The organism is Nocardia sp. NPDC046473 (genome assembly GCF_040645995.1).
In the GTDB taxonomy this organism is placed as follows: domain Bacteria; phylum Actinomycetota; class Actinomycetes; order Mycobacteriales; family Mycobacteriaceae; genus Nocardia.
Genome location: NZ_JBEYZJ010000006.1, coordinates 595,335 through 616,880, shown reverse-complemented (window position 1 = coordinate 616,880; position 21,546 = coordinate 595,335). Strand labels below are relative to the sequence as shown.

27 protein-coding genes are annotated in these 21,546 nt (G+C 65.5%); 10 read left to right on the top strand and 17 right to left on the bottom strand.

Annotation, left to right across the window (positions count from 1 at the left end; genetic code table 11):
- Window positions 1-453: 453 nt before the first annotated feature.
- The 8 genes from tuf to hppD form a co-directional block, all read right to left on the bottom strand.
- Complete coding sequence (gene tuf, locus ABZ942_RS24530) at window positions 454-1,644, bottom strand: elongation factor Tu (protein ID WP_107659457.1); 1,191 nt, start codon at window positions 1,642-1,644, stop codon at window positions 454-456.
- A gap of 116 nt (window positions 1,645-1,760) precedes the next feature.
- Window positions 1,761-3,863, bottom strand: a complete 2,103-nt coding sequence (gene fusA / locus ABZ942_RS24525; protein WP_357385659.1) for an elongation factor G — start codon at window positions 3,861-3,863, stop codon at window positions 1,761-1,763.
- Between the two features lie 136 nt (window positions 3,864-3,999).
- A complete protein-coding gene (gene rpsG, locus ABZ942_RS24520; protein ID WP_150399709.1) occupies window positions 4,000-4,470 on the bottom strand; it encodes a 30S ribosomal protein S7 in 471 nt (156 codons plus the stop codon).
- Window position 4,471: 1 nt separating this feature from the next.
- Window positions 4,472-4,846 carry a 30S ribosomal protein S12 gene (rpsL, locus tag ABZ942_RS24515; RefSeq protein WP_019049359.1) on the bottom strand — a complete coding sequence of 125 codons (375 nt, stop codon included), beginning with the start codon at window positions 4,844-4,846 and terminating at the stop codon, window positions 4,472-4,474.
- Between the two features lie 269 nt (window positions 4,847-5,115).
- Window positions 5,116-5,682, bottom strand: a complete 567-nt coding sequence (locus ABZ942_RS24510) for a DUF3558 domain-containing protein (RefSeq protein WP_357385657.1) — start codon at window positions 5,680-5,682, stop codon at window positions 5,116-5,118.
- Between the two features lie 11 nt (window positions 5,683-5,693).
- On the bottom strand, window positions 5,694-6,221 hold the full coding sequence (locus ABZ942_RS24505) for a DUF3558 domain-containing protein (protein WP_357385655.1): 528 nt from the start codon (window positions 6,219-6,221) through the stop codon (window positions 5,694-5,696).
- Between the two features lie 165 nt (window positions 6,222-6,386).
- Entirely contained in the window at window positions 6,387-6,593 is a 207-nt protein-coding gene (locus ABZ942_RS24500; RefSeq protein ID WP_357385653.1) for a hypothetical protein, read from the bottom strand.
- 69 nt (window positions 6,594-6,662) lie between these two features.
- On the bottom strand, window positions 6,663-7,862 hold the full coding sequence (gene hppD / locus ABZ942_RS24495; protein WP_357385908.1) for a 4-hydroxyphenylpyruvate dioxygenase: 1,200 nt from the start codon (window positions 7,860-7,862) through the stop codon (window positions 6,663-6,665).
- 186 nt (window positions 7,863-8,048) lie between these two features.
- Between hppD and ABZ942_RS24490 the strand changes: the two genes are divergently transcribed.
- Entirely contained in the window at window positions 8,049-8,573 is a 525-nt protein-coding gene (locus ABZ942_RS24490) for an Lrp/AsnC ligand binding domain-containing protein (RefSeq protein WP_357385651.1), read from the top strand.
- Between the two features lie 69 nt (window positions 8,574-8,642).
- The gene (locus tag ABZ942_RS24485) at window positions 8,643-9,803 is read left to right on the top strand and encodes a low temperature requirement protein A (protein WP_357385649.1); all 1,161 of its coding nucleotides are present in this window, start codon (window positions 8,643-8,645) and stop codon (window positions 9,801-9,803) included.
- A 23-nt stretch (window positions 9,804-9,826) separates the two neighbouring features.
- On the opposite strand, the gene ABZ942_RS24480 is transcribed toward ABZ942_RS24485, so the two are convergent.
- Both ABZ942_RS24480 and ABZ942_RS24475 read right to left on the bottom strand, forming a co-directional pair.
- Window positions 9,827-10,003, bottom strand: coding sequence for a crosslink repair DNA glycosylase YcaQ family protein (locus ABZ942_RS24480; RefSeq protein WP_357385647.1), 177 nt, complete (start codon window positions 10,001-10,003; stop codon window positions 9,827-9,829).
- 94 nt (window positions 10,004-10,097) lie between these two features.
- Window positions 10,098-11,072, bottom strand: a complete 975-nt coding sequence (locus ABZ942_RS24475) for an NADPH:quinone oxidoreductase family protein (protein WP_357385645.1) — start codon at window positions 11,070-11,072, stop codon at window positions 10,098-10,100.
- 190 nt (window positions 11,073-11,262) lie between these two features.
- Between ABZ942_RS24475 and ABZ942_RS24470 the strand changes: the two genes are divergently transcribed.
- Together ABZ942_RS24470 and ABZ942_RS24465 are read left to right on the top strand one after the other, a co-directional pair.
- Window positions 11,263-11,589 (top strand): type VII secretion target, encoded by a 327-nt coding sequence (locus tag ABZ942_RS24470; protein ID WP_357385643.1) that lies wholly within the window; start codon window positions 11,263-11,265, stop codon window positions 11,587-11,589.
- Entirely contained in the window at window positions 11,586-12,713 is a 1,128-nt protein-coding gene (locus tag ABZ942_RS24465) for a transglycosylase SLT domain-containing protein (RefSeq protein ID WP_357385641.1), read from the top strand. Before ABZ942_RS24470 ends, ABZ942_RS24465 begins: the two co-directional genes overlap by 4 nt.
- Before the next feature lie 3 nt (window positions 12,714-12,716).
- On the opposite strand, the gene ABZ942_RS24460 is transcribed toward ABZ942_RS24465, so the two are convergent.
- The 3 genes from ABZ942_RS24460 to ABZ942_RS24450 all read right to left on the bottom strand — a co-directional run bounded on the left by ABZ942_RS24460 (window position 12,717) and on the right by ABZ942_RS24450 (window position 15,457).
- Window positions 12,717-13,928 (bottom strand): hypothetical protein, encoded by a 1,212-nt coding sequence (locus tag ABZ942_RS24460; RefSeq protein ID WP_357385639.1) that lies wholly within the window; start codon window positions 13,926-13,928, stop codon window positions 12,717-12,719.
- Window positions 13,928-15,016, bottom strand: a complete 1,089-nt coding sequence (locus tag ABZ942_RS24455) for a hypothetical protein (protein WP_357385637.1) — start codon at window positions 15,014-15,016, stop codon at window positions 13,928-13,930. The genes ABZ942_RS24460 and ABZ942_RS24455 overlap by 1 nt, the downstream gene beginning before the upstream one ends.
- A 249-nt stretch (window positions 15,017-15,265) precedes the next feature.
- The gene (locus tag ABZ942_RS24450; RefSeq protein WP_357385635.1) at window positions 15,266-15,457 is read right to left on the bottom strand and encodes a hypothetical protein; all 192 of its coding nucleotides are present in this window, start codon (window positions 15,455-15,457) and stop codon (window positions 15,266-15,268) included.
- A 152-nt stretch (window positions 15,458-15,609) separates the two neighbouring features.
- Here ABZ942_RS24450 and ABZ942_RS24445 point away from each other — a divergent pair, with 152 nt between their 5' ends.
- The gene (locus ABZ942_RS24445) at window positions 15,610-16,386 is read left to right on the top strand and encodes an acyl-ACP thioesterase domain-containing protein (protein WP_357385633.1); all 777 of its coding nucleotides are present in this window, start codon (window positions 15,610-15,612) and stop codon (window positions 16,384-16,386) included.
- Window positions 16,387-16,435: 49 nt separating this feature from the next.
- Here the strand turns inward: ABZ942_RS24445 and ABZ942_RS24440 are convergent, their stop codons facing one another.
- The gene (locus ABZ942_RS24440; protein ID WP_357385631.1) at window positions 16,436-18,106 is read right to left on the bottom strand and encodes an FAD-dependent oxidoreductase; all 1,671 of its coding nucleotides are present in this window, start codon (window positions 18,104-18,106) and stop codon (window positions 16,436-16,438) included.
- A 158-nt stretch (window positions 18,107-18,264) separates the two neighbouring features.
- Between ABZ942_RS24440 and ABZ942_RS24435 the strand changes: the two genes are divergently transcribed.
- Complete coding sequence (locus ABZ942_RS24435) at window positions 18,265-18,756, top strand: histidine phosphatase family protein (RefSeq protein WP_357385629.1); 492 nt, start codon at window positions 18,265-18,267, stop codon at window positions 18,754-18,756.
- 8 nt (window positions 18,757-18,764) lie between these two features.
- On the opposite strand, the gene ABZ942_RS24430 is transcribed toward ABZ942_RS24435, so the two are convergent.
- Window positions 18,765-18,968 (bottom strand): hypothetical protein, encoded by a 204-nt coding sequence (locus ABZ942_RS24430; RefSeq protein ID WP_357385627.1) that lies wholly within the window; start codon window positions 18,966-18,968, stop codon window positions 18,765-18,767.
- 58 nt (window positions 18,969-19,026) lie between these two features.
- On the opposite strand from ABZ942_RS24430, the gene ABZ942_RS24425 reads away from it, so the two are divergent.
- Complete coding sequence (locus tag ABZ942_RS24425) at window positions 19,027-19,395, top strand: glyoxalase superfamily protein (protein ID WP_357385625.1); 369 nt, start codon at window positions 19,027-19,029, stop codon at window positions 19,393-19,395.
- Between the two features lie 33 nt (window positions 19,396-19,428).
- Here ABZ942_RS24425 and ABZ942_RS24420 read toward each other — a convergent pair whose 3' ends face one another.
- A complete protein-coding gene (locus ABZ942_RS24420; protein WP_357385623.1) occupies window positions 19,429-20,016 on the bottom strand; it encodes a Uma2 family endonuclease in 588 nt (195 codons plus the stop codon).
- Between the two features lie 158 nt (window positions 20,017-20,174).
- Between ABZ942_RS24420 and ABZ942_RS24415 the strand changes: the two genes are divergently transcribed.
- From ABZ942_RS24415 to ABZ942_RS24405, 3 genes are read left to right on the top strand one after another with little or no spacing between them, the layout of a single operon-like run.
- A complete protein-coding gene (locus ABZ942_RS24415; RefSeq protein WP_357385621.1) occupies window positions 20,175-20,630 on the top strand; it encodes a MerR family transcriptional regulator in 456 nt (151 codons plus the stop codon).
- The gene (locus tag ABZ942_RS24410; RefSeq protein ID WP_357385619.1) at window positions 20,627-20,779 is read left to right on the top strand and encodes a hypothetical protein; all 153 of its coding nucleotides are present in this window, start codon (window positions 20,627-20,629) and stop codon (window positions 20,777-20,779) included. Before ABZ942_RS24415 ends, ABZ942_RS24410 begins: the two co-directional genes overlap by 4 nt.
- Before the next feature lie 29 nt (window positions 20,780-20,808).
- Complete coding sequence (locus tag ABZ942_RS24405) at window positions 20,809-21,099, top strand: putative quinol monooxygenase (RefSeq protein WP_357385617.1); 291 nt, start codon at window positions 20,809-20,811, stop codon at window positions 21,097-21,099.
- Window positions 21,100-21,206: 107 nt separating this feature from the next.
- On the opposite strand, the gene ABZ942_RS24400 is transcribed toward ABZ942_RS24405, so the two are convergent.
- A complete protein-coding gene (locus ABZ942_RS24400) occupies window positions 21,207-21,377 on the bottom strand; it encodes a hypothetical protein (protein ID WP_357385924.1) in 171 nt (56 codons plus the stop codon).
- Between the last annotated feature and the right edge of the window lie 169 nt (window positions 21,378-21,546).

Genomic DNA, 21,546 nt, shown 5'->3' with positions numbered 1-21,546 from the left:
CGCCCCTCCTATAAACGCGGAACACAGAGAAGACTACATCCGCGGATGATAGATAGGCAAGCCGCGGGTGAGGTCTTGGCGGAATATGTCACCCGCGGATCATCAGTTTATCTACCGCGGATAGAACCGTATGTTCGGTTTTCAGAGTGGGAATCAAGACTTGGAACTCAGAAGCCGGATTGAAAGACCGCCCACGCAAGATTCGTTCGGAGCACATGCCAGCGGCTGGTTGTCTCCGTTGTGCTCACCGAGAGCATATAAACGCCAGAACCTTCATATCGAGCGAAGCCCAGGACATCGCGGCAGGTGCGGTGCCGTCGCAACGGCGCTACGCCGAGCCGAAGGCTACACGGACTCCCGAGTCCCGCAGTCGGTCCTAGACTTCGTCTCCCGAAACGCCGAACGGCGCCGCTCCTTTCGGAGCGGCGCCGTTCGGTTCAGTGATTCAGGAAATCACTTGATGATCTTCGTGACGCGACCGGCGCCGACGGTGCGGCCACCTTCACGGATCGCGAAACGCAGGCCCTCTTCCATGGCGATCGGCTGGATCAGCACGACCGACATTTCGGTGTTGTCGCCCGGCATGACCATCTCGGTGCCCTCGGGGAGGGTCACAACGCCCGTCACGTCAGTCGTACGGAAGTAGAACTGGGGACGGTAGTTGTTGAAGAACGGCGTGTGCCGGCCGCCCTCGTCCTTGGACAGGATGTAGGCCTGGCCCTCGAACTCGGTGTGCGGGGTGGTGGTGCCCGGCTTCACGATGACCTGGCCACGCTCGACATCTTCGCGCTTGATGCCACGAACCAGCAGACCGACGTTGTCGCCGGCCTGGCCCTGGTCGAGCAGCTTGCGGAACATCTCGATACCGGTGACCGTGGTCTTGGTCGAGGTCGGCTTGATGCCGACGATCTCGACTTCCTCGTTCACGTTGACGATGCCGCGCTCGACGCGACCGGTGACGACGGTGCCACGACCGGTGATCGTGAACACGTCCTCGACCGGCATCAGGAACGGCTTCTCGGTGTCGCGGACCGGGTCCGGGATCGACTCGTCGACAGCGTTCATCAGCTCAACGATCGACTCGGTCCACTTCGGGTCGCCCTCGAGCGCCTTCAGACCGGAAACACGCACGACCGGCGCGTCCTCGTCGAACTCCTGGGCGGCCAGCAGTTCGCGGACCTCCATCTCGACGAGCTCGAGGATTTCCTCGTCGTCGACCATGTCCGACTTGTTCAGCGCGACCAGGATGTAGGGCACGCCGACCTGACGGGCGAGCAGCACGTGCTCGCGGGTCTGCGGCATCGGGCCGTCGGTCGCGGCGACCACGAGGATGGCACCGTCCATCTGCGCCGCACCGGTGATCATGTTCTTGATGTAGTCGGCGTGACCCGGAGCGTCTACGTGCGCGTAGTGGCGCTTCTCCGTCTGGTACTCGACGTGGGAGATGTTGATCGTGATACCACGAGCCTTCTCCTCCGGCGCCTTGTCGATCTGATCGAACGCGAACGCGGCGTTCAGATCCGGGTACTTGTCAGCCAGCACCTTGGTGATCGCTGCAGTCAGCGTGGTCTTGCCGTGGTCGACGTGACCGATGGTGCCGATGTTGACGTGCGGCTTCGTCCGCTCGAACTTCGCCTTCGCCACTGTGGTGTCCTCCTGGACTTGTTGGTGCGTGCAGTTGCAGCAGTGCGGTTATTACTGGGGTCGTGCTGACTCCCGGCAGATGTGGGGCAAGTCTTACACTTGCCCCGACATCGGTATTACTCGCCGGTCGCCTTGGCGATGATCTCCTTCGACACGTTGGCCGGAACCTCCGCGTACGAGTTGAACACCATGGAGTAGTTCGCCCGGCCCTGGGTCTTCGACCGCAGGTCACCGATGTAGCCGAACATCTCCGAGAGCGGAACCAGCGCCTTGACGACACGGGCACCACTGCGTTCCTCCATGGCCTGAATCTGGCCACGGCGGGAGTTCAGGTCGCCGATCACATCGCCCATGTAGTCCTCGGGCGTGATGACCTCGACCGCCATCAGCGGCTCGAGGATCACCGGACCGGCCTTACGAGCCGCTTCCTTCAGTGCCTGGGAGCCGGCGATCTTGAACGCCATTTCCGACGAGTCGACGTCGTGGTAGGCGCCGTCGAGCAGGATCATCTTCAGGTTCACCAGCGGGTAGCCCGCGAGCACACCGTACTGCATGGCATCCTGCGCACCGGCGTCCACCGAAGGGATGTACTCGCGCGGAACGCGACCACCCGAGACCTTGTTCTCGAACTCGTAGGTCGCGCCGTCTTCGCCGACGAACGGCTCGATGGCGATGATGACCTTCGCGAACTGGCCGGAGCCACCCGTCTGCTTCTTGTGGGTGAACTCGAGCTTCTCGACCTTCTTGGTGATCGTCTCGCGGTAGGCCACCTGCGGCTTGCCGACGTTCGCCTCGACCTTGAACTCGCGCCGCATGCGGTCGACGAGGATGTCGAGGTGGAGCTCGCCCATGCCGCCGATGACGGTCTGGCCGGTCTCCTGGTCGAGCTTGACCGAGAACGTCGGGTCTTCGCGCGCCAGCTTCTGGATCGCGGTGCCGAGCTTCTCCTGGTCGGACTTGGTCTTCGGCTCGATCGAGACCTCGATGACCGGGTCCGGGAAGGTCATGGACTCGAGCACGACCTGGTTCTGCGCGTCACTGAGGGTGTCACCGGTGGTGGTGTCCTTCAGACCGATCACGGCGTAGATGTGACCGGCAGACGCGGTCGTGACCGGCATCTCCTTGTTGGAGTGCATCTGGAACAGCTTGCCCAGACGCTCCTTCTTGCCCTTGGTCGAGTTGACGACCTGGGCGCCGGAGGCGACCTGACCCGAGTACACGCGCACGTAGGTGAGCTCACCGAAGAACGGGTGCACGGCGATCTTGAACGCCAGCGCCGAGAACGGCTCGTCGACACTCGGCTTACGGGTCAGCAGCTCGTCTTCCTTGCCGGGAACGTGGCCGGTGGTGGCCTCCACGTCCAGCGGCGAGGGCAGGTAGTCGATGACCGCGTCGAGCATGGGCTGGACGCCCTTGTTCTTGAACGCGGAACCACACAGCACCGGGTAGAGCTCGGAGGCAACCGTCATCTTGCGGATGGCGGCCTTGATCTCGTCGATCGTGAGCTCTTCACCGCTGAAGTGCTTCTCCAACAGCGCCTCGTCGGACTCGGCGACCGTCTCCAGCAGCTCCTGGCGGTAGATCTCCGCCTGGTCGGCGAGGTCGGCCGGGATCTCGACGATCTCGTACTCTTCGCCGAGCTTGGTCTCGCCCTTCCAGACCTTCGCGTTCATCTCGACCAGGTCGACGATGCCCTCGAAGTCGTTCTCGGCGCCGATCGGCAGCTGGATGACCAGCGGCTTGGCACCGAGGCGGTCCTTGATGGTCTGCACGGTGAAATAGAAGTCCGCGCCGAGCTTGTCCATCTTGTTGACGAAGCAGATTCGCGGCACGTCGTACTTGTCGGCCTGACGCCACACCTGCTCGGACTGCGGCTCGACGCCTTCCTTGCCGTCGAACACCGCAACGGCGCCGTCGAGCACGCGCAGCGACCGCTCCACCTCAACGGTGAAGTCGACGTGCCCGGGGGTGTCGATGATGTTGATCTGGTTGTCTTTCCAGAAGCACGTGGTAGCCGCGGAGGTGATGGTGATACCACGCTCCTGCTCCTGCTCCATCCAGTCCATGGTGGCTGCGCCATCGTGGACTTCACCGATCTTGTAGGTGATGCCGGTGTAGAAGAGGATGCGTTCAGTTGTGGTCGTCTTGCCCGCATCAATGTGGGCCATGATGCCGATGTTGCGGACCTTGTTCAGGTCGGTGAGCACGTCCTGTGCCACGGAAATCTTCCCCGCTCGTAGCTAGATGGGATTTTCGGGGACGACCCTGTGGTCGTCTCTGTTCAACGCCGGCTGCGGTGGGTTGCCGCCGCGGCCGACTGTGCCTCCCGACCCGAAACAACGGGTCGGGCAGACGTCACCAGCGGTAGTGCGCGAAGGCCCGGTTCGACTCGGCCATCTTGTGGGTGTCCTCACGACGCTTCACCGAGGCACCGAGACCATTGCTGGCATCGAGCAGCTCGTTGGCGAGACGCTCGACCATGGTCTTCTCGCGGCGGGCGCGGGAGTAGTTGACCAGCCAGCGCAGGGCCAGCGTGTTGGAACGGCCGGGCCGAACCTCGACGGGCACCTGGTAGGTGGCGCCACCGACGCGGCGGGGCTTCACCTCGAGGGCGGGCTTGACGTTGTCCAGCGCGCGCTTGAGGGTGACGACCGGATCGGTGCCGGTCTTGTCGCGCGCCTGCTCCAGCGCGCCGTAGACGATGCGCTCGGCGGTGGACTTCTTGCCGTCCAGCAGGATCTTGTTGACCAGCTGAGTGACCAGCGGGGACCCGTAGACCGGGTCGTTGATCAGCGGACGCTTGGGTGCGGGGCCCTTGCGTGGCATATCAGCTCTTCTCCTTCTTGGCGCCGTAACGGCTGCGGGCCTGCTTGCGGTTCTTCACACCCTGGGTGTCGAGCGAGCCACGGATGATCTTGTAGCGGACACCGGGAAGGTCCTTCACACGGCCGCCACGAACGAGCACCATCGAGTGCTCCTGCAGGTTGTGGCCCTCGCCGGGGATGTACGCCGTGACCTCGACCGCGCTGGTCAGGCGAACGCGCGCGACCTTACGCAGCGCGGAGTTCGGCTTCTTCGGGGTCGTGGTGTACACGCGAGTGCACACGCCACGACGCTGCGGGCTGCCCTTGAGCGCCGCGGTCTTCGTCTTGGAGACCTTGTCGCGGCGACCCTTGCGGACCAGCTGGTTGATGGTTGGCATAGACCGGCTTTCCTTATTAGTTACGCGGTGTCTGGAACTTCATGTCTTTGTCATCGAGCTTTCACTCGCACGTCCGGCCACGTTTTACGTGCCCCGAGGTCGGGCGTGTCGCGCGCGGTGTAGGGCCCGAATTGCGGGCACGCTTGAGGTGTCAGCCGCTTTCGCTGGCCTACGGTCACGCACGAACTTGCCCGTATGCTTCCGGGCACAGCGATCCACGATACTCGTGGTCGCGACACAGGGTCAAAGCGGGGTGGCTCGAGACCCCGCTACCTGGCCAGGTTCAACGTCAACTCTACGAGTTTCTTCGCGCCCGCGCACGGATCCGGATGCGCGGAGCCGGCCCGGTAGTTGATCCAGAACCCGATCACGCCTTGGTCCGCCGCGCCCGCGCTGACGCCGCAGGAGTCCGGATCGTTCGGCCGCCGGGTCTCCAACCCGCGCCGACCCTGCACGGTGATGTTGTTGGTGCTGTAGCCGAGCTTGTCGTTGTTGGCCTTCTCGTTGTTCAGTGAGCCGATCTCGTACCAGTTCAGCGTGACCATGGCGCCGCCGCCGGGTGCGCCGAGCGCGTACCACATGCAAACCGCGCCATAGAACGACGGCTCCGGCGTGGTTCCCTTGGCGCCGACCGCATCCGCGATCTGGTCGAGCGAGACGATTTCGCACTCGCGCAACAGCTTGTCGAAGTTGGTGTTGACCGTGTCCCCGGTCCCCGAACCCGCGGGATGCGCCGATCCATTGACGGTCTGACCACAGCCGGACGAAGTGACCGCAACCATCAACAACGCGACGGTGGACAGTATTCCGCGCATCGAGCCACGACGTAGTTTCATCCCGCGCCCTCCTACTGCAGCCGTTGCACGGTCAACTCGGCCAATTTGTGCACCCTGTTACAGGGATTGTCATGCACCGAGTAAATCTGGAAGGCCATCGACCATTCGAAGAAGTCATCACCGAGTTGCACCGCCAGGTCACAGATGTCCCCGCCCGGATCGAGCGCCTGCCACCCGGCGTGCCCGCCGACGTCGATCGTCTCCGGGTTGCGCCCCTGGGTGGACACCCAGGCCTTCTCGCGCGCGATCGGGCTGCCCCGGTAGGACGCGAAAGTGACGCCGGTCGAACCGACCCCGGCGGACAGCCAGTTGCACCCGACGGAATTCCGCAGGACCTGCGAGATCTGCCCCAGGCCTGCCAGGTCGCGCACCTCATCGTCGGTGACGTGTCCGCACTCGCCGGCGAACGGGCCGAGCGTGGCCACCTTCGGCGGCGGCCGCAACGGAGTGCTGGTGTTGTCCGAGTCGCCGCCGGAACCGCACGCGGAGAGCAGCAGCGCGAAGACCGTGCCCGTGACGATCGCCCACTTGGTCCGCATGCCCGAGACTCTACCGGCGCGAGGACCCTCGCGACCTGCACGGCCGATCACGCCGAAGGAGGCAGATATCGGCATGGCAAAGGCTGTGCGCCACAACACGGATCGGCCGCCCGGGTCGTCGCCGAGACAGCAGTCAACGCCTGCGCAATGGTGCGGTTGTCAGCACTACCCGTTGGGGACGCGTAGTTCGTAGCCCTCTATCGCGTCGATGTAGGTGCACTGGGCCGGGCCTGTCTTGTACTTCGACATGGCGCTCAGGCAGGCGTCGAGAGTGGGGTAATAGGTCGGGGCGGGGTCCGCGTATGCCGTCGCGCTCGCGGGGAGGGCGAGCGCGACGGCCAGTGCGAAGGTGGCGGCAGATCTCTCGAGCACTGCGGCAGTCCCCTAAGCATCCGGCGAATCCCCAGGAGCGTACTGCCGGATACTCAGCGCCACAACCGATCACAGGTTGCCGCGGGCGTCCTGTTCGCGTTCGATCGCCTCGAAGAGGGCCTTGAAGTTGCCCTTGCCGAAGCCGAGCGAGCCGTGCCGCTCGATCAGCTCGAAGAAAACGGTCGGGCGGTCGGTGATCGGCTTGGTGAAGATCTGCAGCAGGTAGCCGTCTTCGTCGCGGTCGACCAGGATGCCGCGACGCTGCAGTTCTTCGACCGGGACGCGCACGTGCCCGATCCGGGCGCGCAGTTCCGGGTCCTCATAGTAGGAGTCGGGGGCGTCGAGGAATTCGACGCCTTCGCGGCGCAGTGCGTCGACACAGGTCAGGATGTCGCCGGTGGCCAGCGCGATGTGCTGGACGCCGGGGCCGCGATAGAACTCGAGGTACTCGTCGATCTGCGACTTCTTCTTGCTGACCGCGGGCTCGTTGAGCGGGAACTTCACCCGGTGGTTGCCGTTGGCGACGACCTTGCTCATCAGGGCGGAGTATTCGGTGGCGATATCGTCGCCGACGAACTCGGCCATATTCGTGAAACCCATGACGCGGCGGTAGAACTCGACCCACTCGTCCATCTGGCCGAGCTCCACATTGCCGACCACGTGATCGATCGCCTGGAACAACCGGTTCGGCGCGCCCTCCCTCGGCTGATAGCCCGCGCGACGGGTGATGTAGCCGGGCAGGTACGGGCCGTTGTAGCCGGAACGATCGACCAGGGTGTGCCTGGTCTCGCCGTAGGTGGCGATGGCGGCGGACCGGACGGTGCCGAATTCGTCTGTCTCGTCATGTGGTTCGACGACGACGGTCGCGCCGTGCGTGCGCGCCCACTCGATGCAGCGGTCCACATCGGGCACCTCGAGCGCGATGTCGATGACACCGTCGCCGTGCCGGTCGTGGTGCGCGACCAAGGGGCTGTCCGGGTCGACCGCGCCCTTGACCACGAAACGGGCGCCACCACTGCGCAACACGTACGCCTTGTGATCGCGATTGCCGGTCTCCGGGCCGGAATAGGCCTCGAGGCGCATGCCGAAGGCGGATTCCAGGAAATGGGCGGTCTGCGTCGCGTTGCCGACGACCCAGACGAGGGCGTCCCAGCCGATCACCGGGAAGTTGTCGACGCTGGTGTCGTGGTCCACGAGACCGACGAGCTTGCGCAGCTCAGTGTCGGTGGGGTCGGTACTCGGCGCCGTGCTGGACCGGGCATTCGGCATCTGCTCGATGGTCATGCACCAAGTAATCGTCAGGGTCGGCCGATAGGCAACAGCGGCGATTTTCGATAGACACTCTGGCGAATTCGGCTAGGAAGTCCCCCGAAATGCTGGACAATTTGAATAGCATCAGCTGGCTGGTGCTATCCATGGCTGGAAGCCCAGCCTGTGCTCGGAACGGAGGCCGCCATGTCACGAACGCCGGCGAAACTTGACGAACTCGATCTCGCGATTCTGACCGCGATGCATGAATACCAGAAAGCGGGCATCCTCGAGCTGTCTCGCCGGACGCGAGTGGCCAGAGCGACGGTGCAGTCCAGGATCGGGCGGATGGAGGAATCCGGCGTCATCGCCTCCTACGACCCGCAGATCGACGTTACCGCTGCGGGTTTCGACGTACAGGCGTTCGTCACGCTGGAGATCGCGCAGGGCGCGCTGGATGCGGTCGCGGCCGAACTGGAAACGATCCCGGGGGTTTTGGAGGCCTACGCGACCACCGGCACCGGCGACGTGTGGTGCCGGATCGGCGCGGACTCGCACGCCGGCCTGCAGTCGGTCTTGCTGAGCATCGACCGGACCTCGTCGGTGGTGCGGTCGCACAGCGTCATCGTCTTGTCGACCGTAGTGCCGTTTCGCACGCTGCCGCTGTTGCGCACGCTCGATCCGGCGGGGAACACGAAGGCGCCCGCCTATCGCGCGGCGCACGAAAGGTAGCCGGGCCGTTTACGCTCGCTGAGCGGCGGTGCGGATGTCCGTCGCGGGAGATCGACTGCGAGACCGGTGATGAGCGAGACGACAACCGAATCCAGCCCCCATGCCCGGGCCACCTGGGCGGAGCTGTTCTTCGACCTGGTGCTCGTTTTCGCGGTCACCCAGACCGCGCACGTGCTGGCCCAGCACCCGTCGATCGGCTCGCTGGGGCACGCGCTGGTGCTGCTCGCGCCGCTGTGGTGGGGCTGGGTCGGGGTGACCGTGCTGGTCAACAATGTGGAAGAGACGCACGCGCAGCGGCTGGTGCTGTTCACCAGCGGCCTGTGCATCTTCCTGATGGCGGTGGCCGCGCCCGCGGCGCTCGATCAACCACGCGGCGCGGCAATGGTATTCGCCTCGGCGCACCTGGTGCTGCGGATCGTGCTGCTCATCGCGACCATGCGGGCGGGCACGTTCGAAACGTCGATCAATCCGTTCAGCATCGGGCTGGTTACCGGGGTGGCGATCTTCGCGAGTGCGCCGCTGCCCGAACACCTTCGGCTCTGGGTATGGACGGGTGCGCTCGTCGTGCAGCTCGGCGCGCCGCTGTTCTACAGCCGGGCGCTGCGTGGCAGAACCCTTGGCGTCTCGCATCTTTCGGAGCGCTTCGGGTTGGTGGTCATCATCGCGCTCGGTGAGTCGGTGGCGGATGCGGGTGCGCAGGCCGCGTCGACCGGGTTGACGCTGCCGGTGGTGACCGCGCTGGTGCTCGGTTTCCTGGTCGGCGCCGGATTGTGGTGGCTGTACTTCCAATTCACGTCGAAGGTGATCGAGCACGCGCTGGCGACCCGGTCGTCGCCGGGGCTGATCATGCGAGATGTGTTGAGCTATGGGCATTTCGCGCTGGTGGCGGCGTTGGTCGCGGTCGCGGTCGGGCTCGGGCACGCGGCGGCGGATCCGGAGCACGTCGCACACGGGGTGGCGGCGGTGCTGGCGCCGGGTGGTGCGGCGCTGTTCGTCGCGACGTTCGTGTTCACCCGCTGGCGGACGGTGGGGGCGCCCGCGCTGGGCCGGGTGGTGACCGCCGCGGCGCTCATCGCGGTCGCGGCGGTGTCGTCGTTGCTGCCCGCGATTGTCGTGGTCGGGCTGACCGCAGGTGTGCTCGTCGCGATCAATGGGTACGAGCATCTACTCATGGGTTCGGGCCGTCCGGTGCCCGAGTTGCGGTTTCACCGCAAGACCGCGGCGCAGTAGCGAACAGACTGTCGCGCCGCGGCTTACGGATCCCGCGGCGGGGTCTGCAGCACCGGCAGTTGGAGGAGCCAGGTCTGCACGACCATGCTCGGGTTGCGGGCCGACACCACCGCCGGGTCGAAATCCGTTATCCGACTCCACAATGCGGCGAACGGCGGCGGGGTGTCCTGCGCTTGCAGACCGACGAGATGGTCGCACATCTCGTGCACCGTGCGCTGCGAGCGCGCCGGCAAGTGCTGTGGCGGGCTAGCAGCGTGCGATTCAGTGTTCGGTTGCCTACCTTCATGATTCGCGTCAGCGGAGGGTGACGACGACCTTGCCGGTCGCGGTGCGGTTGTCCAGCGAGGCGATCGCCTCGGCCGCCCGCTCCAGCGGGTACAGCACCGGCTTCGGCGCCTCGATCTTGCCCGCGGCCAGCAGTGGCGCCACCTCGGCCCACTGCTCGGTCAGGTAGCCGGGGTGCGTCATCACCCATTCGCCCCAGGCCGCGCCGATCACCTCGACGTTCTTCAGCAGCAGCCGGTTCACCTTCACGGTGGGGATCTCGCCCGCGGTGAAGCCGACCACCAGCAGCCGGCCTGCCGAAGCGAGCGAACGGACGCTGTCGGTGAACCGGTCGCCGCCCACCGGATCGAGCACGATGTCCACGCCGCGGCCACCGGTAAGTTCCTTGACCGCCGCGAGCCAACCGTCGGCGAGCACCACATCGGTGGCGCCGTTGGCGCGGGCCACCTCGGCCTTGGCCTCGGTGCTGACCACCGCGATCACCCGGCCCGCGCCGAGCGCGACCGCCAGCCGCAGCGTCGAGGTGCCGATGCCGCCCGCGGCGCCGTGCACGAGCACCGTCTCGCCCGCGGCGAGCCTGCCGCGCTTGCGCAGGCAGAACTGCACGGTCAGGTCGTTGAACAGGATGCCTGCCCCGGCCTCCAGGGAAACGTTGTCGGGCAGCTTGAACACCATCTGGGTCGGCACGACTGCCACCTCTGCCATGGCATTGCCGAGCAGGGTGAGCGCGACGACCCGGTCGCCCGCCTTGACATGCGCGCCTTCCGGCGCTTCCCGCACGATGCCCGCGACCTCGCCGCCGACGACGAATGGCAGTTCCGGTTTCATCTGATACAACCCGCGCGTCATCAGCACATCCGGGAAGGCGACACCGGCCGCGTGCACGTCGATCACCACGCCTCCCGGGTACGACTCGGGCTCCGGGATGTCGACGATCTCGACCGACTCCGGTCCCTCCAGCTTGCTGACCTGGGCTGCGCGCATCTGCCGACCTCTCTGTCGTGGCACCGGCCTTTCTTCCGCCGGTGCCGCCGTGATCAACGTAACGCGCATCGATTCGGCGTGCGCACCCTGTCCGCGGTGCGCATCGTCGTTGGCAGTCCGAGGACGCTGTTCAGCCGATCCCATTTTGCTATGCTGACCGCGACCTATGGTCGGGCGTGAAGGGGGACTCATGGTCGAGCGCAATCAACCACCGTCGACAAGTGTGCAGGTAGATCCGGGCGCACTGCGATCGTTCGCGCAAACACTCGGCACCGAGGCCGGGGAGGTGACCGGGCTGAACGCGGGGGGCGCACTATCGGCCGCGGCAACCGCGCTACCCGGCACCGAATTCGGTACCGCGGCAAATCAAGCGAACGACGTGGTCAACCGCTGCCTGCAGCGGATCGGTGGCCGACTGACCACCATCGCCGACAATCTGCACAATGCCGCGGGGAAATACGAACTGGCCGAGGACGACTTCGCCGCCAAACTCCGCGCGATCGGACTGTCGTCATGACCCTCAGCATCCCGGACGTAGAAAACTGGAAGCCCGAACAGCTCACCGCCGCAGGCGAACAGGCCGGAACGATGTCGCAAGGCCTCGACACCGCCGTCGGCAAGGGCTCCACCCAGACGAAGTCGCTGGCAGACGGCAACAAGTGGTCCGGAACGGCCGGTGCCGCCGCGAACGCGCGGATGGACACCGAGAAGACCAGGGCCTCCGCGGTCAGCGCCGCACTGTTGGAGCTGAAGACCGCTTTCACCTCCCAGACGCAGAACCTGGTCGAGGCGAAGAACAAGGTGATACAGCTGCGCGACGACGCGATCAACCAGGCACCGCCGTTCGACGTGCAGCCCAACGGCACCGTCAACGCCACCACCCGGATCGCGGCGCTGCGTGAACATTCGGACAAGGCGAACGTGGAAGGGCTCGTTTTCCAGGAATCCCTGCTGGCGGCGTCGCGCACCTGGGAACTGACGAATGCGCTGAAGACCGCGGAAACCGTTGCCGGTCAAGCGAAGACGCAGGTGGACACGGCGGTCGGCAAGTTGGAGCAGGCATTCGGCGGGCTCGGTGAGCCGAGCGCGAACGTCGCGCCGCCGGCGACCACCGCACCGGCCGGCGTCAGCTCGCCTGCTCCCGTGAGCAACAACCCTTCATCGCATTCATCGAACAAACCCAATTACGCGATGGGGAATCACAACAACTCCGGATCGTATAGCGGGAGCCATAGCGGTTCGGGAAGTCCGACCTCGAGCGCTCCGACCGGCCCGATGCCGAGCGGCGATATGGCGAAATGGATCGCGGAGGCCAAACAGAAGCTCATCGAAATGGGTTACGACCCCAAGGATATCGATGAGCGTGCCATCGCCACGATCATCGAGCACGAATCGGCGGGCAACCCCTACGCGGAAAACCGGTGGGACAGCAACTGGGAGGCGGGACATCCGTCGAAGGGCCTGATGCAGACGATCGACGGCACCTTCAACGCCTACAAGGCACCCGGCCACGACGACATTTGGAACCCGGTAGACAACATCATTGCCGGCGTTCGCTATTCGATCGACACCTATGGATCGGTCAACAATGTTCCCGGCGTGGTTGCGGTCAATTCTGGTGGGGCATACCGGGGCTACTGACGTCTACCGCTGGTCATTGGCGAGCAGCGCGTACTGCGCGGCCGCTCGCTGCTGTGTTTCCCACAATCGGCCGCCGAGCACCAGGGCCGCGTACCTCCGGTAGGAAACAAAGCATCTGAACTGTGCGTCCTTCGGCGCGACATAGTCCTGCACGCACGCCGCGCCGGGCACGTCCGTCGGCGGATCCACCGCACGGCGGTCCGCCGCGTTGCCGAGCTCGGCGGACTCGGCCACGAATCGCGCCGCGGCGGCGTCATCCGTAGCCCGGAATCCGAAAGCGCTGGGCGCCACCGCGACCCGATCGACGCCCGCTCGCCGCAGCACGGGAAAGCGACCCGATTGATCCTGCACATAGTTCAGGTACCCACGCAACGTCAGGACCACCTCGCCCTGCCCATCCGGCGGGGGGACGACACCCTTGTCATGAATGACCCGGACCAGCACGCCATCCGGGTCCTGGCGCAACGTGCTGAACTTTCCGATCGGTGTCGCGGTGAACTTGTCGAGTTCGGCCACTTCCGCGTCGAGATATTTCTGGGTCGCGTCGACCAGCCGATTGATATCCGCGGTCCGCGTCTCCGCCAGCACACTGATCACATAGTTTCCATGCGGCGTCGTGCTGCCCAGGGTCGGAAAAGCCGGACGCCAGTGTGCGCGCGAGTCAGGGTATTTGGGCAGACTTACGGCGGCATTCTCCGGGTTGAGGCCGAGGTCGACGGCGTCGAGTTCAGCTGCCGCCGCCTTCGCGGCCGTCGCGTCCGGGAAACGTGACACCGTCACGGTCAGGCCGTCACGCTGGCGGCTGTCGGCGGCGGCGTCGGTGAGCGGCGCCCCCTCCTCGACTGAGCCGGTCGAGAACCCAAGAACGAAACCGTGATTCAGCAATACCGCGATGGCAGGCTCCGCGAGATATTGCCCCACCGACTGGGCGTCGGTGTGCACGCGAGCCGATGCACCGATGGCATATTTCGGGTCCACCTCATGGGGACTCAGCACCGCGTCGGCCAATCGCGCGGCCTCCAGTCGCGCGTACCCGAGATCGTCCAGGTGCGCCGCGATCTTGGGCGGCGCGGTCGGAAACCTGCCGGTGTCCAACGCCCGCACATCGGGCTCGCCGGAAACTCCGGTCCCCTGCACCGACGATGCGCAACCGCCCGCGCCAACGGTGGCGAGGACAACGAGGATTGCCGTGGCAACTCGTGGATTCCAGTTCATCAACTCACCTGTGGGAGGTTGTCCAGGACGTTCTGCAGCACCAGTTGCGCTGCCAGACATCTGAATTCGGGATGTTCCGCGAGGGTGGGATTGTCGACCTGCACCGTCACCACCTCCGCGTCACTGCTGTTGAGGCTCCGATACTGGCCTTGCCGAACACAGGTCGGCGAGCCCAATTCCGCCTCGTCCAAGAAGACGAAATTGCCGCCGCCGAGATCGAACGGAATCGGCTTTTCGGTCGGCGCCAGTACCTTCGAGCGTTCGAGGGCGACGGTGACCGTGCCGGTCGAGATCCATTTGCAGGTGTGCAGCTGATCCGGCGCACCATGGACCTGATCGCCGATATTCAGCTTGACGACGATCGAATCGACCAGGGCACAGGGATCGTGGCGGGCGAGCGAATTACGAATGTTCGGAAGTTGCGGGGGCCCTTCGGCTATCCGATGAGCGAGCTCGGCGGCCGCCTCGTCCGCGACACCGCACAACTTGTCGGATGGCGCGCCCGCCACCAGGACAGTAATGCCGAACTGCGGATCCGTTTTCGCGGGTAGGAGGGCCCGTCCGCAGCTGTCGGTTCCGCCGGCCACGTTCTCCAGCACCGGGACGCCTGCCGCACGCCGACCATTGTCTCGGTAGCCCTCGATGCGCTTGATATCGAAGGCGAACCGATATCCGCCGGCCTCGGCCGCACACGTGCCCCATTGCGCAGAGCTCGGCGTCTTCGTCCACTCTCCCAGCGACGAGACCAGCGGATCTTTCACCGCGGCACAGAGATCAATCGACCGGAGCTTCGTGAGATTCAGCGCCGCAAGCGGATTCACCGACGGCTCGGCCGGCCGCTCGTCATCGCCACCGAACAGGGCGATTCCCGCGAACACGACGACGAGCACGGCAATCACCGCCGAGGTCACGATCAAGGCACGCTTGCGCCGCCTGCGCAGCGAACTCTCCCGCTGGATCTCGACGAGCGCCTGCAATCGCTGCTCGAAGGCATCGACGCTGGCGGCCTCCGCATAGCGTGCCGGGTCCGCTCCGACGATCTGCGTGGCGCGGGCGTCGGGCGGTCCTGCGGGCCCTTGCTCAGTCACGGCGATCTGTTCTCCTCGATCTTCGATAGTCGGCCGCACCACATGGCCGGTCGCACTCGTGCCGTCGGAATCTATACGGCGGCACGTCCAACCGGAAGCCGATGACCGCCACCAGCTGATCGCGGCCGGCCACCCGCGAGTGGTGGCCGAGCGGCTTCAACCGTATGCCTCCCCTGTCGTGCCTGTTCCGGGATCGTACCGGTGCACATGTGACACGTCCTGGCGGCGACCGGATTCCGGTTGCGGTCCTCAGGCGAAGGTTTGGTTGCGCGCGGCGAGGGCGGTGCGGAGTTTGGTGACGGCGGTCGGGCCAACGCCGTGCAGTGCGGCCAGGTCACGCTCGGTCCAGGAGGTCAGGTCGTCGAGGGTGCGGATGCCGGCCGCGGCCAGCGCTCGTTCAGCGGGTTTGCCGAGTTTCTCGGGCAGCTCCGTATCGCTCATGGCGTCCATGATGCCTGGTAGCGGCGTTGTTCGCGGGCATACCGGCGGCTACCTACGCACTCGGCGCGATGGTGTGACGTACGCCCCGTAAAGTCGTCTCACAACAGCACCACACGAAGAACGCGGCACACCGTGCAGCGCGAGGAGCACCAGTGTCACTCGATCAGCCACTCGCCCCGCTTCCCCAGGAGGGCATGGGCTTTGCTTCGGCGTGGCCCATCCGGGCGGGTGATGTGGACCCTTACGGCCGGCTGCGATTCGACGCCGTCGCCCGCTACCTGCAGGACATTCAGTGGGAGAACCTGCATAAGACGTTCTTGAGCCGCAGCGATCCGAATTGGATTGTGCGGCGCACGGTGATCGATGTGATCCGGCCGATCCTGTGGCCGGACGAGGTGCAGCTGCTGCGCTGGTGCTCGGCGATGTCGACCCGCTGGACGAACATGCGAGTGCGGGTCACCAGCGCGAACGGCGGGCTGATCGAGACCGAGGGCTTCTGGATCAATATCAGCGAGTCGACCGGGATGCCCGCCCGGATCAGCGACGAGGGCCTGGCCTATCTGGCGCAGACCACGCAGGAGCACCGGCTGCGCTGGCGTCCGTATCTGACCGACACCGCGCCCTCGGAGTCGGACACCGACATGCCATTTCCGGTGCGCGCGACCGACATCGACCAGTACAACCACGTCAACAACGCCTGCTACTGGCAGGCCGTGGAACAGTTCATGGTCGAGTACCCCAAGCTGCTCGCCGGTCCGCATCGCGCGGTCATCGAATACGTGGCGCCGGTGCTCGCCCGCCAGCACGTGACCGTCCGCAGCCGCTTCGAGCCGGGCGATCGCACCGGGCGGCCGGTGCTTCGACTGTGGTTCGTGGTCGGTGGCACCACCACGACCGTCGTCCGCATCATGCCGCTGCCGCCCGAATAAAGAGGTCGCCGACCGGAACCCAGCGGCTCCGGTCGGCAGCACCTTGGCCTCAGCCGCGCGCGGCCTTCAGTAGATCCTCGCGCGTGGTGAACTTGACCCGCGGTCGTCCGGCGGACTTGCCCGCGGCCTTCTCGGCCTGATCGATCGCGCGCCAGCCTTCCCGATCCACCAGATCGGCCTGCCGCTCGCCGAGCAACGCCTTGAGCGCCGCTCGATCCGCCTCGGGCGCACCGAGTTTGCCGCTGGTGAAGTCGGCGATCAGGTTCTCCACGGTCTCCTCGGCGTCGGTCCGGTTCGAGCCGATGACACCGCGCGGGCCGCGCTTGATCCAGCCGCTGGCGTACACGCCGGACAGCGGGGTTCCGTCGGCGCCGAGCACCCGGCCGTGCTCGTTCGGCATGACGCCGCGCCGCTCGTCGAACGGCACGTCGGCGACGGCCGCGCCGCGGTAGCCGATGGAACGCAGCACCAGCGAGGCCTCGATCCGCTCGGTGCGGTCGGTCGCGCGGGCCACCAATTGGCCGTTCTCCTCGAACAATTCGTTGTGCACGAACTCGATCGCCTCGACGTCCTCGGTGCCGGTGAGCGCGGTGGGCGAGGCCAGGTAGCGGAAGACGATCCGCTTGTGGCCCGGATCGCGCGGACCGCCCGCGTACTCCTCGGCGAGGGTGTACTTGAGCTTCAGCGACGGCTCGACGTCCGGATCGTCCAGCAGGGCCTGGCTGGCGTGATCGAGCGCCAGATCGGACTGGTCGACGACCACGTCGATGCCCTTCAGGTGGGCCAGCGCGAGGAACTCCGACGAGGTGTACGCCGCCTGCAGCGGGCCGCGCCGGCCGAGCACGACCACCTCGCGAATATTGCTGCGCCGCAGGGCGTCCAGCGCGTGGTCGGCGATGTCGGTCTTGGCCAGCTCGTCCGGGTCGACGGTGAGCACGCGCGCGACGTCGAGTGCGACGTTGCCGTTGCCGACGATCACCGCCCGCTCGCCGGACAGGTCGAACTGCCGGTCCGCGAAGTCGGGGTGGCCGTTGTACCAGGCGACGAACTCGGTGGCCGAGTGGCTGCCCGGCAGGTCCTCGCCCGGCACGTCGAGGCGACGGTCGGTGGACGCGCCGACCGCGTAGATGACGGCGTGGTGGTGCTTCAGCAGCTCCTCGTGCGAGAGGTGCGTGCCGATCTCGACATTCAGGTAGTACTGCAGGGTCTCGCGCCGGAACGCGGACTCGAACAGACTCGACACCGTCTTGGTGCCCGGGTGATCGGGAGCCACGCCCGCCCGGACCAGACCCCACGGGGTCGGCACCCGGTCGAACATCTCGATCTCCACGTCCGCCCGGCGCAGCAGCTCGTCGGCGGCATAACAGGCCGCAGGCCCCGCACCGACGATCGCGACCCGCAGTGTGCCGAGTTCCTTCGGCGGCCGCGGCGGCGTGACGATCGGATCGAAGTTCGATTCGAGCGGATGCCGTTCGAAATAGGCGGCATTGATGTCGCGGTATCTGGCCAGCGATGCGGTCAGGTCGTCCTCGGAGAAGATCGCCTCCACCGGGCACGCATCGACGCACGCACCGCAGTCGATACAGGTGTCGGGGTCGATGTAGAGCATCTCGGTCGTCGCGAACTCCGGTTGGTCCGGGGTCGGACGGATGCAATCGACAGGGCACTCGGAAACGCAGCTGGCGTCGTTGCAACAACGCTGCGTGATTACGTAGGCCATATTGTGCAGATCCTCGAAGATGTACGTGGGCTGTAGGCCACCCGGTGGGCAGAGGTGGACAGAAACGACACGACGCGGAACCACCGCGATGTGACGCCGCTTTCAGTTTGCCTCGAGTGTGTTCGAGGCCATGCGACCGGAGGCCTTACGGTATCTCCATGGTGCGGACCCTGATCCTCATGCGACACGGCAAGTCGGCGTATCCCGACGGCGTCGGCGACCACGAACGCCCGCTCGCGCCGCGCGGACAACGCGAGGCAGGGCTGGCGGGCCACTGGCTGCGCAAGACACAGCCGACGATCGACGCGGTGCGCTGTTCCACCGCGACTCGCACGAGAGAAACGCTGGCGGCCACCGGGATCGACGCGCCGGTGGTCTACGAGGCGGGCATCTATGAGGCCTCCCCGCAGAGCCTCATCGAGCTGGTGCAGCTCAGCGACGACGACGTGTCGACGCTGCTGGTGATCGGGCATGCGCCCGGAATGCCGTGGACGGCATGGGAGTTGGCGAGCAATCGCAGTTCGACGCCCGCTATCGAGCTCAGTCGCAAGTTCCCCACCTCGGCGCTGGCCGTGCTCGAATTCGACCGGCCGTGGACGCAGGTCGATCCGGGAACCGGCGAGCTGGTGCGTTTCCACATCCCCCGCTGAACCGGCGCTCAGCGCAGCAACTTGCCGCCGACCACCACGACAACGCCGAGGACGACCAGCAGCACGAACGCGGCGAACCCGCCGAGCAGCCACCACACGACGGCGAGCGCGAGTACCACCGGTGCCACCGCGATGGCGGTGATCACCGGGCTTTCCTTGACCGTTGCCAGGGCCGAACGGGCCCTGATCCGGTTGACGTCCTTACCAGGCATGTTTCCAGGGTAGGCCGGAAGCCCGGACTTTGTCGGTGACCGGTGAGATGCTCGGACGATGGATTGGAAAATCGAGCTCATCGCGATTCCGGTAACCGACGTGGATCGCGCGAAGGACTTCTACACCAAGATCGGATTCAACGCCGATCACGATCACCGGGTGAACGAGAACCTGCGTTTCGTACAGCTCACGCCGCCCGGGTCCGGGTGCTCGATTTGTATCGGTGAGGGGATCACCGACGCGGCGCCGGGGAGCGTGCGTGGGATGCAGATCGTGGTTTCCAGTGCGGAGGACGCGTACAAGGAGCTGGTGGCTGCCGGGGTCGACGCGAAGCCGGTGGAAACCCTGGACTGGGGCAAGTTCACCTACTTCACCGACCCTGATGGGAATCAGTGGGCGATCCAGGAATTGCCGAAGTACAACTGAGCGCAGGCTTTTCGGCCTTCAACGGGACGCAGTTCAGTCCAACAGGTCGAACTGATCCAAGTGGATGGCCAGCGGGCACGGTGAGGTGGTTGTGAAAACGTCGGTCACCTCGCCGTCGTCAACATAGCCGAGTTCTTCGGTCAGCCGGAATGCCGCCAAGCTGAGCGGCGGGTGCAGGTCGATGATCCAGTAGTGCGGTATTCCGGCGTCGGCGTACTCGCTGCGCTTCATGACGTAATCCGTTCGCCGGGAGCCCGGCGAGACGATTTCGACGACAAGACGGGTAGCGTGCGCTCGAAGGATCCCACCTTCAGAACGGACTCGTTTGAGTTCGCTCCGTTCGACCACAACCAGATCCGGCCGGCGGACTGTGGCGGGCCCATCTTCAGGAACCAACTGCAGGTTGAGGTCGACATCGCGCACGGCGACCAACTCAGGTGGAAGCTGAAGTTTCAGCTGGGCATACAGATCGCCACCGACAATATTGTGCTCCGGCGTGGGCGACGGCGAAATGGTGAGTACCCCCTCTTGCAGCTCCCTACGGCAACGCTCGTCGTCCTCCCCGAGCGCCATGTAGTCGGCAATCGTCAGCAGCTGCCATGGATCCGGAAGTGCCGTCACCCTCGCTCCTCAGCTCGTCCCCCCTGGTCAGCTCCCAGTGTCCCACGCAAGGTACACAGCCAGCCGGAACCCGACCACGGTTTTACGTACAGTGGAGTTGCTTGGAGTGCACTCCAGGTGACTAGCGTCGACGGGGTTCTACGAGAAGGGCGAGTGTCGTGGGTGAAGCCGCAGTGCATGAGCGAGGTAGCGACTGGGAACTTCCCCGGTTTTCGATCGGGGAGGTGGCCGAGCGGTCGGGCCTCAGCCGGGACACGTTGCGGTGGTATGAGCGGATCGGGCTGATGGATTACATCGGGCGCGATCACGCCGGTAAGCGGCGGTTCAGCAATCGGGACCTGGAGTGGCTCGCGTTGATCGGCCGGTTGCGGACCACGGGGATGTCGGTGGCGGACATGGTCCGTTATGCCGAGCTGGTGCGCGAAGGGGAATCGACGTTCCCCGAGCGGCTGGAGATGTTCCGCAATACCCGCGCCGAGGTGCTCGCCAAGATCGATGAACTCCAGCAGACCGTGGCCGTACTCGATTACAAGATCGACATCTACGAGGGCAAAGCGCAGCTCGCCCGGCCGGCCACGATCACGGTGCAAGACACTGAAGGAGTGAAGGTATGACGAGCGCCGAAACGCTGCCGACGACCACGCTGGGCGCCAGCGGCATCGAGGTGAGTGTGCAGGGCCTGGGCTGCATGGGAATCAGCGAGTTCTATGGGGCCGGAAACCGGTCCGCGGACCTGTCTTTCGTCTCCGCCGGCCGGGAATAGCAAGCACCACAACAGATCAGGAGTTCACCGTGTCCACGCTGACGCTCAATGTCCGCTTCACCGCGAAGCCGGGCCACGAGGCCGAATTGCGCGAGGTGTTGCAGAACATGATCGAGCCGACCCTCGCCGAAGACGGCTGTCTCGGCTACGAGCTGTATCTGCATCCCACCGATGCGAGCCGGATCGTGCTGCTCGAGGAGTGGATCGACGCAGAAGCGCTGGCGGCACATTTCGAGACACCGCATCTGAAGCAGTGCGCGGCCGCCCTGGATCAGATCCTGGTCGAGCCGTTCCAGCTGCGGCGCTTCGCCGAGATCTAGAAATAGCCGAGATCTAGAAATAACAGGCGGCCCCGGCGATCCGATTCGGATCGCCGAGGCCGCGCTGTCTCTACTGAGGGCGCTGTCTCTGCCGGATCGGCGCTGCCTCAGTGGAAGGATCGGCCGCCCAGTGACGCGCTGATGATCGCGGGCGGGGTCCAGCCGACCATGAGATTCGCTCGCTCCTGCGGCGTGAGATCCTGCCTGGCCCAGATTCGGTGCGCGCTGCGGCGGCAGGCGGCGACCAAGGTGGGGGCGGTGCGGTTGCGGAACCTCATGACGTTTCTCCTTTGCTGAACTCTCGATGTTCGTCCGCGACATCGCCCCGCGCGAGAGGCGGCGGACGATCTCTACGAGTTCTGTATGCCGGTGTAAATGCACCGGACCTTGGTCCGTTTGAACGCGCCCCGGCCGGGCGACCGGTCCCGCGGGCCACTAATATCCAGT